General features: G+C 47.8%; 9 protein-coding genes. 6 read left to right on the plus strand and 3 right to left on the minus strand.

The window, feature by feature from the left end; genetic code table 11:
• The first annotated feature begins 136 nt into the window (after nt 1-136).
• Entirely contained in the window at nt 137-886 is a 750-nt protein-coding gene (locus BAZ21_RS08565; RefSeq protein ID WP_068498970.1) for an HAD family hydrolase, read from the plus strand.
• Between the two features lie 93 nt (nt 887-979).
• A complete protein-coding gene (locus BAZ21_RS08570) occupies nt 980-1,660 on the plus strand; it encodes a serine/threonine protein kinase (RefSeq protein WP_068498972.1) in 681 nt (226 codons plus the stop codon).
• 83 nt (nt 1,661-1,743) lie between these two features.
• Here the strand turns inward: BAZ21_RS08570 and BAZ21_RS08575 are convergent, their stop codons facing one another.
• Nucleotides 1,744-3,162 (minus strand): NAD-dependent malic enzyme, encoded by a 1,419-nt coding sequence (locus BAZ21_RS08575; RefSeq protein ID WP_068498973.1) that lies wholly within the window; start codon nt 3,160-3,162, stop codon nt 1,744-1,746.
• A gap of 274 nt (nt 3,163-3,436) precedes the next feature.
• The gene (gene speD, locus BAZ21_RS08580; RefSeq protein WP_068498976.1) at nt 3,437-4,243 is read right to left on the minus strand and encodes an adenosylmethionine decarboxylase; all 807 of its coding nucleotides are present in this window, start codon (nt 4,241-4,243) and stop codon (nt 3,437-3,439) included.
• Between the two features lie 413 nt (nt 4,244-4,656).
• On the opposite strand from speD, the gene BAZ21_RS08585 reads away from it, so the two are divergent.
• A complete protein-coding gene (locus BAZ21_RS08585; RefSeq protein ID WP_068498977.1) occupies nt 4,657-5,505 on the plus strand; it encodes a hypothetical protein in 849 nt (282 codons plus the stop codon).
• A 79-nt stretch (nt 5,506-5,584) separates the two neighbouring features.
• On the opposite strand, the gene BAZ21_RS08590 is transcribed toward BAZ21_RS08585, so the two are convergent.
• Nucleotides 5,585-6,598, minus strand: a complete 1,014-nt coding sequence (locus tag BAZ21_RS08590) for an RluA family pseudouridine synthase (RefSeq protein WP_068498979.1) — start codon at nt 6,596-6,598, stop codon at nt 5,585-5,587.
• Nucleotides 6,599-6,816: 218 nt separating this feature from the next.
• Here BAZ21_RS08590 and recQ point away from each other — a divergent pair, with 218 nt between their 5' ends.
• The 3 genes from recQ to BAZ21_RS08605 all read left to right on the plus strand — a co-directional run bounded on the left by recQ (nt 6,817) and on the right by BAZ21_RS08605 (nt 12,137).
• Entirely contained in the window at nt 6,817-8,715 is a 1,899-nt protein-coding gene (gene recQ / locus BAZ21_RS08595; protein ID WP_068498981.1) for a DNA helicase RecQ, read from the plus strand.
• Nucleotides 8,716-8,728: 13 nt separating this feature from the next.
• Nucleotides 8,729-10,642, plus strand: coding sequence for a B12-binding domain-containing radical SAM protein (locus BAZ21_RS08600; protein WP_068498983.1), 1,914 nt, complete (start codon nt 8,729-8,731; stop codon nt 10,640-10,642).
• A 181-nt stretch (nt 10,643-10,823) separates the two neighbouring features.
• Nucleotides 10,824-12,137 carry an alkaline phosphatase gene (locus BAZ21_RS08605; RefSeq protein ID WP_068498985.1) on the plus strand — a complete coding sequence of 438 codons (1,314 nt, stop codon included), beginning with the start codon at nt 10,824-10,826 and terminating at the stop codon, nt 12,135-12,137.
• Nucleotides 12,138-12,462: the final 325 nt, after the last annotated feature.

Consider the following 12,462-nt stretch of genomic DNA (forward strand, 5'->3'; position numbering starts at 1 on the left):
GTTGGCAGCTGTGAAGCGTGAATGCGATAGACGGGGTGTGAAAGGGCAGGGTGCAACGCAACAGGTGGGCGGGTATAATATCAGGACAAGGTGAAGATGAGCGTCATCCAAAGATTTTACAGAAAGAAGTGGGCATATGGATTTGCAAAAGAAGGCAGTCTTTTTTGATGTAGATGATACCATGTATGATCATTTGCACCCTACACGCGACGCGCTGCGTGCAGTATTAGGATTAAGTGAGCGTTTTCCTTATGAGGAAGCCTATCATCGTATTCGCTATTATAGTGATCTATTGTCGGCCCAAGGAGGACTATTGGAGGGGAAGGCAGGACCGGATGAATTGGACGATATGAGGGAGGGGCGTTTCGTCTTGGCTTTACAGGAATTCGGGGTAAATATCACTCGTGAGCAAGCAGTACATGTTCAAAAAGTATACCTGGATCGTCAGTATCGGATAGAGCCTTTTGAAGGAGCAACTTCCTTAATGGATGCATTGAGCTCGGCTGGATATTTGGTCGGCTTGATTACGAACGGTCTTGAAGAGCACCAGATGAGCAAAATCAAAGCGATGGCGCTGGAAAATCATGTTGCACCAGAGCATATCTTTGTCTCTGGAACTGTTGGCTATGCCAAGCCCGATCCACGCATTTTTGAAGTGGTGAACGAGCGGACAGGAACTTTGGCAGAGCATTGCTGCTATATTGGGGATTCCTGGCGGAATGACGTGGCGGGAGCTACAGCCGCGAATTGGCGGACGATCTGGTTCAATCACAGGAACGCTTCCCCGGAATCTGACGTGCTGGGAGCCTATGAAACAGCGTCCAGCTATGCGGAGTTGAAGAAATTACTGCTGCCATGTTCCAAAACCAATCCTGCATCATTGTGAATCCGTTTCTGAAGATGACCCGTAATACAACTTATCCGGCATATGTCTAACTTCATTTGAAGTGGTATAGAACAGAGAAGGAAGGGGTCGCACATGGTTGAACAATGGAGACAAGCAGACGATATCATACGTCAAGTGACCGTTTACAGTACGGAGGATAATGACCCGGTTACCATTAAAACAGTCACTCAGGACGTCCGCTGTATTGGCATCGGGACAGATGCGGCCGTATTTACACTTGATTCATTACCCGGCTACGCGTTCAAGGTGTACTCAGACATGGCGATCGAGAAAAAAGATGCGGAGGCCCATGTATATGAGCTTTTGCAGGGGTCCGATTTTTTTCCTCGTTATTACGGGAAGGGCGATAAATACATTGTTATCAGCTATGAATCCGGCATTACGCTGCTGGATTGTCTGCTGCAAGGGATTCCGGTGCCCGAACAGGTCATTCTGGATGTGGAAGAGGCGAGGGAATTTGTCCGATCCAAGGGATTAAACCCGCGTGATATTCACCTCAAGAATGTGCTGATGCAAGATGGACGTGCCAAGGTATTGGATGTATCCGAATACGTCAAGGAAGGCGATGACAAACGATGGGAGCATCTGGTATGGGCGTATAACACGTTTTATTCAGGTATATCGGGGGTTAAAGTCCCGTCCTGGATTTTGGATACGATCAAAAAGTGGTATTACAGGCTGGATAACTCCAGCTTTAATCTGGAGGAGTTTGCCCAGCGGGCCAGCCAATTGTTCTCTAAATGGAGATCATAACAGCTGTTGCGATAACCCATTTAGCGCCTGAATTTTTTATAAAAAAGGATTGCACCCGTAATAAGGGGAGCAATCCTTTTCTTTTATCTGAAATCTCGGGGCACTCTTCTGGCAACACCGCTCGCAATGGCGGCTTTAATGACCATTTCCCGTACCCGCTGAACCGCAGTCTCGTTAAATACACCGGGAATAATATACAGCTTGTTTAACTCCTCGGGACGGATGGTGCTTGCAATGGCTTCTGCTGCCGCCAGCTTCATCTCCTCGTTAATTTCACGGGCACGGCAGTCGAGTGCTGCCCGGAAAATACCGGGGAAACAAAGCACATTGTTAATCTGATTCGGATAGTCCGAACGTCCTGTGGCGATGACACCTGCAATATCCTCGACTTCCTCTGGCGCAATCTCGGGAACCGGGTTAGCCATGGTGAAGAGCACAGGAGCCTTATTCATACGCTTCACGTCTTCTCGTCGCAGCACTCCACCTGCCGATAGACCGATAAACACGTCAGCATCCTTCAGAACCTCAGACAGCGTGCCAGACAATCGTTCGGGGTTGGTATGCTGCGCATACCAGTTCCACACCGTATTCTCATAAGTCTCATCAGCTGTAATTGCTCCGTGACGGTCTACCCCAATGATGTTGACGGCTCCCGCCGATAGCAAAATCTTGGTGCAGGCCACACCCGCCGCCCCGATACCGCACACGACAATTTTAACATCGGACAGTGATTTGCCGACGACCTTGAGCGCATTGATCAGGCCTGCGTATAGAACGACAGCTGTGCCGTGCTGATCATCATGAAAAACAGGGATGTCCAGCTCATTACGCAGCCGCTGCTCAATCTCAAAGCAACGTGGTGACGAAATATCCTCCAGATTAATGCCGCCAAAAGCCGGGGCCATTTGCTTAATGGCCTTGATGATTTCCTCGGTGTCCTGCGTATCCAGGCAAATCGGAAAGGCATCAACGGAACCGAGCTGCTTGAATAGCATGGCTTTGCCTTCCATGACCGGCATGGCTGCATAGGGGCCGATGTTTCCCAGCCCGAGAACGGCGCTTCCGTCAGAGACGACAGCAACTGTGTTGCGCTTGATCGTCAACCGAAAGGCTTTGTCCGGCTCCTCATGAATGGCCATGCATACACGTGCCACATCCGGGGTATATACCCGGGACAAATCGTCGCGATTCTGAATCGGCACCTTGGGTTGCATTTCAATTTTACCTCCAAGATGCAGCAGAAAGGTACGATCAGAGATGGATAGTACTTTTACGCCTTGCGCTTTTTTGATCCGTGTAATCATTCGGTCGATTTCTGCTGGATCGGCAATGGTAACCGTAATATCCCTCACAGTGACTTTTTCAGAGGTACGAATGACGTCAATCGCAATTACATCTCCGCCATGTTCGTTTACCAGCGTAATCAATTGACCAAATTGGATGTGCTCGGTGGAAATTTCCAGTCGTAAAATGATGTTTTTACCGCCAATACCGCCTTGCATGCAAATTCCTCCTTTATGTTACATAACAAAATCAATTGATTGCGCTTACAATCGATAGCGCGCTTAAAGCTGGCTGTTGATATTTCAAATTAGTGGTTTCTTCCCCTATCATATTGAACATTCTCCCACTTGTACAGATAAAGCTGGATGATATTGATGATTTCGCATCAAAAAAAGGACAAAAGCCCGGCTACATTCCAGCCCAAGCGATCGTCCTTTTCTTCAAAAAATGACTCAGCACTGTGCATTATTCGATTCGCGGGCGCTTATTTGGTCACGTCATGTTTTTACCGTAGTAAATTTCGTCCATTTCAGCTTTAAGGCGTGTGGATATACTCTGCTGCTCGTTCACGCTCAGACTTTCCTTTGTATAGCCGAATAGATAATTGTCCAAATCGAACTGTTTTAGCTTGCATTTGGTATGGAAAATATTTTCCTGATACACGTTCACGTCTATCATGTCATACTGATTGCGCACCTCGTCAGGAATATAGTTTTGAATGGAGGCAATGTCATGGTCAATGAACAGCTTGTGTCCATGCGTATCACGCGTAAAGCCGCGTACCCGATAATCAATCGTCATAATATCCGTGTCAAAAGAATGGATCAAATAATGGAGTGCCTTAAGCGGGGAAATTTCTCCACAGGTAGAGACATCAATATCTGCTCGGAACGTACTAATCCCCTCGTCTGGATGATACTCCGGGTAGGTGTGGACAGTGATATGGCTTTTATCCAACTGCATTACGACAGAGTCAGGCAGGGGACCGGGTGATTCGGCGTAGGATTCAGTGGGTACCTCCACAATAGGTCCTTCCGATATAAGCACTGTTACGCTTGCTCCTTGAGGAACATAGTCTTGCTGGGCTACGTTGAGCACATGGGCGCCGATAATGTCGGATACATTTTTTAGGATCGCTGTCAGCCGGTCCGAATTGTATTGTTCATCAATATATTCAATATAGGCTTCGCGTTCTTCTTTGGTTTTGGTGTAACAGATATCATACATATTGAAGCTTAACGATTTGGTCAGATTGTTAAATCCGTGCAGGGTAATCCGCTGTTCCGGTGTGATGGTCATAGGCTATTTCCCCTTATGGTTGCAGTATTCAACCATAATATTCCCAACGTTTCTTTTCATATACCGATTCATCAAATCAGTTCAGTTCTGTAGCTATGTATATACTTTATTTCTTCCTCAGTGATTTTTAAGTAACAGGATTTATAATGTTGACTGTACACATTTTTTGACGTTCAAAAGCATATGTCATCTTCAAAATACTAAAAACTTAACCGAATATGTTTATAGACCCCTGAATAGTGACTTTGTATATTGCATAAAACAAGAAAAGCAACTTCAGCTAATCATATGCGTATAATGTAATAAACGTAAGAAGCTAAGAATTATGAAGTTAAAATGAATTTTGATAGTAAAAAGAACTGTACAACCCTAGCCTATGTTACTGTAAGAAAAACGGTGGAAGGAGTATCAAGATGCTGGCTTTGTCCGATCCGGTCTGGAATTTGCTCCAAGGCCCTTATGGTTCTTCTCAATACGTTCCGGAAATGTTGAACCAGCTCCAAGCCGGATATGACGGCGAGATAGCTGACACCTTGTATTGGGAGGAACTGTATCACCAAAACACGTTGTATACTTGTACATTTGCAGCCGTACCCTACCTTGTAGACATCGCGTTAAACAGTTCTGATGTAGGTATCCGTGCGGATATATATAACATTTGCGGAATATTCGAAGCGAAAAATTACAATCCCTTACATACCAAAGTTCCACTGGAATTTGCAAGGGATCAGATAGAAGTGGATTCTAGTGTGGCTGAATATATTTATGAGCAATATCGACATGCCATTGTCCGACTTGCACAGATGACCGAAGAAATGGTGCTTTATGCGAAAGAACACGAGGGAAATATAGGCAAACGGTATGTTTTGGCTGCTGCTGCTGCCTTTCAAGGCTATCGCAGTATAGCTTATATGCTTCAAAGTTTCGATACAGGTGACGAATATATGCTGGATTGTCCACATTGCGGTATTCCGCTCTATATTTGGCCTGCTGAACAGAGTGATACCCTGATCGTTTACGATAAAGATCCTGTGCATTCAAACAGCCTGATTCCCCATCCGATTCACCCCGGTTTATTGGATCACAGAGGTTCCGATGTACAATGGCTACACGAGTATGCTCTGAAAATCGAAGAAAACAAGCTTCCAAGCCATCTGCCCTATTTAAACGGTTGGCTAAATTGTCCAGTATGCAATACTCCCGTTTACATATGGGATGAGCTGATGAAAATGGCTGACGGTGTTCGGAAGCATACCACTTAATCCTCAAAACCAGGAGCTGCCCATAGCCCCTGGTTCTCCATTCATATTTCCATCCAATCCCTGTATGCCCTGTACAATTTTACTCCCGAAACAGATTCAAAAAGGTCTTGGGCGTGTCGGATTCAAAACGCAGCAAGATCCCAGTGACGGGATGAATAAATGACAATACTCGCGCATGCAGACCGAGGCGGCCGATCGACTTGGATTTGGAGCCGTATTTTTTATCTCCAACAATCGGATGACCGATATCCTCCATATGTACGCGAATCTGGTTCTTGCGTCCGGTTTCCAAACGTACTTCCAGCAAGGAAAAATGCCGATTGGCCTGAAGCAGCTTGTAGTGAGTGACCGCGTGTTGCCCGTCATTCGGATATGGACTGGAGTACATTTTCAGCGTTTTGCTTTCCTTCAGCCATGAGGAGATCGTGCCCTCCGTTTTTTTAATCTGTCCTTCTACGAGAGCGATGTATGTTCGTTCATACACCACTTCCTTCCACGCTTGCTGCATTTGCTGCTGTACGGCTTCGCTTTTGGCAAACATCATGACTCCTGATGTATCACGATCCAAGCGATGCAGCACAAAAATACGATTGTATGGATGTTCTCGCCGCACATGGGCCGTAAGCTGGCGGTAGGCTGTCACTTCCTTTTCCTGCGAAGAGGCGACGGACAGAAGCCCGGCATCTTTATGAATGACAATGATGGCTTCATCCTCATGTAAAATACGCAGGCCGGCCAGCGGCACCTCGGGAGCAATTTTTTCCTTGGAGAGTGTGACGGTCTGGCCTTGCTCCAGCGGGAAGTTGTGCACTGTGCGTGCTGCGCCGTCTACAGACACTTGTCCCCGGGCAAGCGCTGATTTAATGGAATTACGTCCCATGCCGGTGACATGCTCTACCAAAAAGCTCAGCAATTCGGCAGGCTCTTGTACGATGTATGTTTTTGCAGGTGCTTTATCAAAAGCACTCGCTTTGCCTCGTGCTTCCGGTCTATGTGAGCCGGGTTTTCCGGCAGAAGTGTGGTTGCGCTTGGAGCCACCTGAGTTAAACGTTGATTTTGTACGATTTTTTCGTTGGGGTTTCCGATTGTTCATGGATTCTTTCTCCTTCTTGGTACCGTATCTCATGATCGTGTACAACTGCGGCACCGTGTCCACTATATCATGAGAAAACAGCGAATGCCATGGGGGAGTAAACTTGCCTGACAGTCTTCCAGCGGTTGAACATTACTCTGAACCCCGGTAAACTAAAGGTAACGAAAGAAAAGCTGATATGCGCCCGAGGCGCTGGAAATTATGAGGGGTTTAAATCTATGAGTGTACAAGCACCGATGTTGGAACGGGCGCAGGATTTACTGCAAAAGTTTTATGGCTATCCCGACTTCCGGGAGGGACAAAAGAAAATTGTCGCCAGTATGCTGGAAGGCAATGATACGTTAGGAATTATGCCGACAGGCGGCGGGAAATCCATATGCTACCAAATCCCTGCCTTGTTGCATGAGGGTTTAACGATTGTTGTGTCACCGCTTATCTCGCTAATGAAGGATCAGGTGGATGCGCTGACGACGATGGGAATAGCGGCTGCGTATATTAACAGCACGCTGAGTGGGAGAGAAGTGAATGACCGCATCCGCGCTGCACGGAATGGTGACTTGAAGCTGCTGTATGTCGCACCGGAGCGGCTGGAGCTGGATTGGTTCCGCGATGAGATGACCCAGCTGCCGATTTCCTGCGTTGCGGTGGATGAGGCTCACTGTGTGTCCCAGTGGGGCCATGATTTCCGCACCAGCTACCTGGCCGTGGCTCCGTTCGTGGAAGGGCTGTATGAACGCCCGATTGTAGCTGCGTTTACAGCAACAGCAACACCGCAGGTCATGGACGACATCGTGCGGCTGCTTCGTCTGCGCTCACCGGAGACGTTCGTTACAGGCCTTGGACGACCAAATTTGGCGTTCAGCGTGCTGCGCGGGGAAGACAAGCGCAGCTTTTTGCTGAATTATACCCGTGAGCACGAGGGTGAATCAGGCATTATTTATGCGGCGACTCGTAAAGACGTGGACGATTTGTACCAACGGCTGTGTGATGCGGGCATGGCAGCAGGACGTTATCATGCCGGGATGACAGATCAGGAACGTGCAGATAGCCAGGAAGGCTTCCTGTACGACGATATCCGTGTCATTGTTGCGACCAACGCTTTCGGCATGGGGATCGATAAATCGAACGTGCGCTACGTCATTCACTATAACATGCCTAAAAATATGGAAGCTTACGTCCAAGAGGCTGGACGCGCAGGACGTGATGGCGATCCGAGTCAATGCATTTTGTTGTTCGGACCGCAAGATATTGTCACTCAGAAGTTCCTGATTGAGCAAAATCCACAGGATGAAGATCGCAAGCGCAACGACTACCGCAAGCTCCAGCAGATGGTTGACTATTGCTACACAACTCGCTGCCTGCGTACGGCGCAGCTTGAGTATTTTGGCGAGGCGGAGGAGCATGGAGCTTGCGGCATATGCAGCTCATGCACGGATGAGCGGGAATTGGTCGATATGACCATAGATGCGCAAAAGATTTTTTCCTGCATTCATCGCATGCGGGAGCGTTTCGGGGTTTCGATGGTAGCCTCGGTGTTGAAAGGCTCGCGCAACAAGAAGGTGCTGCAGTATGGTTTTGACAGCCTTCCAACCTATGGGGTGATGGGCAACCGGACGGAAAAAGAAATTGCTGAAATTATCAATGTGCTCGTATCGGAAGGTTATCTCATGCTGTCTGAGGGCCAATATCCGGTCGTTCGTTTGCAGCAGCTTGCGGCTGAAGTGCTGAAAGGTCAGCGCGAGGTTATGCAGCGTGTGGTGCGACATGCGACGGCTTTTGCAGGTGGGGCAGGCTCGCGTGGACGGCAGGGACGCGATGCATATCCAGCGGCGGTCAACGAGACTGTGTTTGAGCAATTGCGCCTGATCCGCCGTGATCTGGCCGCTCAGGAGCATGTGCCGTCTTATATCATTTTTAATGATGCCACTCTGCGTGAGATGAGTGTGGCGAGCCCGCAATCCGAGGCAGATATGCTGCGGATCAAGGGTGTCGGTGAAGTGAAGTTCCGCAAGTACGGCAAGCTGTTTCTTGATTTTTTTCAAAATCAGGGGAATATCGGAGGCACGGTGAACGAGGATGAGATTTATCCAGATGATGTGTATGAAGATTTTGAATAGAAGGTTGTGACCTATGAAAGTTATTTTATCAACGTTAAACGCAAAATATATTCATACCTCGCTGGCCATCCGCTGTCTCAAAGCCTACAGTGAAAAGGACTTTGATATCGAGCTGGCGGAGTACACGATCAAGGACCCGGTGATGAACATCGTATCCGACTTGTTTCAGCGGGGAGCAGATGTCATCGGCTTCTCCTGTTATATTTGGAACATTGAAGAGACGATTAAAGTGATTGACGTGTTGAAAAAGATTATGCCCGAGGTCAAAATCGTTCTCGGTGGCCCGGAGGTATCCTACGATACGGAGCACTGGATGAAGCGTTTGACGAATGTGGATTTCATCGTTGTAGGTGAGGGGGAAGAAACGTTCCATCAACTGCTCCAGGAGCTGGAGGGAGATCGCAAGTTCCATTTTGTATACGGACTGGCTTACCGCAAGGGAGAAGAAGTCATCCTGATGCCGGGCCGCCCGAAGGCGGATTTGAACGAGCTGCCGTCGCCATACCGTTTTGCGGAGGATATACCGGAACTCGGAAAACGGGTTGTTTATTTTGAAACAAGCCGGGGCTGTCCGTTCAGCTGCCAATTTTGTCTGTCGAGCATTGAGGTTGGGGTGCGTTATTACGATATTGAGCGCACGAAGTCGGATATTCTGTATCTGATTGACAACGGGGCCAAATTGATCAAGTTTGTGGACCGTACATTTAATATTAAACGGGACTATGCGCTGGAAATGTTCAAGTTTCTGATTGAAAACCATCGCGGCTGTGTCTTCCAGTTTGAGATTACGGCAGATATTATGCGTCCCGAGGTGCTGGATTATTTGGCGGAAAATGCGCCGCCAGGCATCTTTCGCTTTGAAATCGGTGTCCAATCGACGAACGACCCGACCAATGAGCTGGTTAAGCGCCGTCAGAACTTTGCCAAGCTTTCCCGCACCGTTACGAAGGTCAAGCAAAGCGGCAAAGTCGACCAGCACTTGGATCTGATCGCCGGGCTGCCTTTGGAGGACTACAACACATTCCGCAAAACGTTTAATGACGTTTTTGCGCTTGGCCCGGAAGAGCTCCAACTCGGCTTCCTCAAAATGCTGCGTGGTACGGGGCTGCGTATTGACGCCGCCAAGTACAATTACACATACATGGATGTGGCACCTTATGAGATGCTAAGCAATGATGTCCTTTCCTTTGCCGATATCGTCCGGCTCAAGCGCCTGGAAGATGTATTGGAGAAATACTGGAATTCCCATCGTATGGATCATACGGTGAACTATTTGATCGAGCGTGAATTTGCATCTGCCTTTGATTTCTTTCAAGAGTTCGGAGATTATTGGGAGGGGCAAGGCTGGCAAAAAATCGGCCACCAGCTCGAAGACTTGTTCACGCGTCTCCAGTCCTTTCTGGAATCGCGCGGAACGAAGCGAATGGATATCGTGCTTGGGCTGATGAAGCTCGATTATTTCCTGAACCATAAATACAAGCCGCGTAAGATCTGGTGGGATCATACTCTGGAGAAGGACGACTGGTCCACCTATATGAAAATGGTTCTTCAGCACCCGGATGCACTGCTGTCTCCTGTGGCTGCGGACGTTGTGGCAGAGGCAGGCAAGCAACATACAGGTGGAACGAATGCTGCACAGGCTTCTTCTTCTACAGCTGCGGATGTTCATTCCGCTACGGGCAGTCAGCAGTCGCAGCCATATCGCGAGATGATCCCGGCCTTCGCTTCCTTGAAGCTGGGTGAAAAGGAACTGCAAAAGCACGCTGTGCTGGATATTTTGCCGTTCAGTCTGGACCATATCCTGAGTGGGGGTAGCCCATTGACTGCTGAAGGACGAACGTTGCTGCTGGTAGTCTATCAGCAAAACGAGCAGCAAAAGCCGCTGTACTATACCATGCCGATCGGCAAGGAAATTGCCGCGATTTAACTGCAATTACCTTTTAAACTACAGAAGGCACCGACCTTGATTACAAGAGTCGATGCCTTTTTTGTGCTTTATGAAAAACAATTTTTACATTCGCGTAATCTATTGCTTCATAAAATTTCACAAAACAAATATATGATTATTTCATCATGTATGAATAATAATCCTATTGGAGTGTGAGCCTGTGAAAAAGCGTTCAATGAAAAAGAGTATCCTTGCTTTAGGTGCAATTACCATTTTGAGTGTGCCATTGTTATCCGCAGATATCCCTAACGCTTTTGCAGCCTCATCTAATGCCAAGTCTACAACTGCACAGGCATCCAAAGGACAGAGCACTGCATCAGCTAAAGTCGCTGCTCCTAAAAATGTCATTCTTTTTATCGGCGATGGTATGGGAGAAGCAAGTCGCAACGCGATTCGTTTGGCCACGGTTGGAAAGTCGGGATTGCTTGAAATGGATAACATGCCGGTAACGGGTCTGGTTAGCACGAGTTCGGGGGACAACCTGGTTACGGATTCAGCAGCCGCAGCTACTGCAATTGCAACAGGTGTCAAAACATATAATGGCGCGATCGGGATGGATATGAATAAAAAACCAGTCACAACGATCATGGAGCTGGCCAAAAAAGCAGGCATGTCCACAGGTGTCGTGACGACAAGTCAAGTGACAGACGCAACCGGGGCTGCCTTTGGTGCGCATGTTGAGAAGCGTTCCGCTCAAAGTGAGATTGCCAAGCAATATCTGGAAAAGAGCAAGCTGGATGTTATTCTGGGCGGTGGTGAGGATTTCTGGTATCCTGCAGGAACAGCGGGGAAACATCCAGATGCACCGGCAGAAGATCCTGAGGAAGCCAGTAAGGGAACTCAAGGAAATCTGGTGGAGCAGGCCAAGAAATTGGGCTATAGCTATGTGACGGATCAGGCAGAAATGAAAGCAGCCAAAGGCTCTAAACTGCTCGGATTGTTCGCCAATGAAGAGATGTTTCAAGCTCACAACAAGCTCGGCAACTCATACAATCCAACGGTTTCTTTGCCGGATATGACAACAAAAGCGATTGACGTTCTTTCCAAAAACAAAAAAGGTTTTTTCCTGATGGTAGAAGAGGAAGGAACAGACGAGATGGCGCATGACAATGAAGGCGAATTGACGATTAAGGCCGGGCAACAGCTGGATAAGGCCGTTAAAGTAGCTAAGGACTATGCCAAAGCGCATCCAGATACATTAGTTCTGGTGACGGCAGACCATGAAACAGGCGGTTTGGCGATTGAAGGCAAGGATGCGAAAGAAAAAGCGGATGACGGTACAACAAATGAAGACGGTCCTTTCACCATTCATGGCACAGACGAATCGTTCTATATTGATTGGACGACAAAAGGGCACACCGCAGTAGATGTGGCACTGACTGCAATGGGACCGGGCTCCTCCCAATTTACCGGGAATTACCCGAATACCGCCATTCATGACAAACTGATTAAGCTGCTTCAATTAAAGAAATAGCTCGGGGTGAGAGCCCACATTTAAAAAATATTCCATATTGGCAATATGGATTTTCCTGTGATAAACTAAAGCTAGTAAGTATATACTGAAAAAGAGTAAGGATGCTGTCAACATCCTCACTCTTTTACAACAGCCGCTTATAAGGGCGGTGGCTGTAGGGTTGGATTAGTGAAATAGACCGCTAACCTTTTCCGGAGGGCGGTCTATTCGTATTATAAGACTAACCAGAATTTCTGGTTGGTCTTTTTATTTTGCTGTTTTAAGATGGGGAAAGCCGGAAGAACGTGGCGGTCTATGGGGGTAAACCCCGCAGTTGAAAACTGTT

The organism is Paenibacillus kribbensis, assembly GCF_001705305.1.
GTDB lineage: Bacteria > Bacillota > Bacilli > Paenibacillales > Paenibacillaceae > Paenibacillus > Paenibacillus kribbensis_B.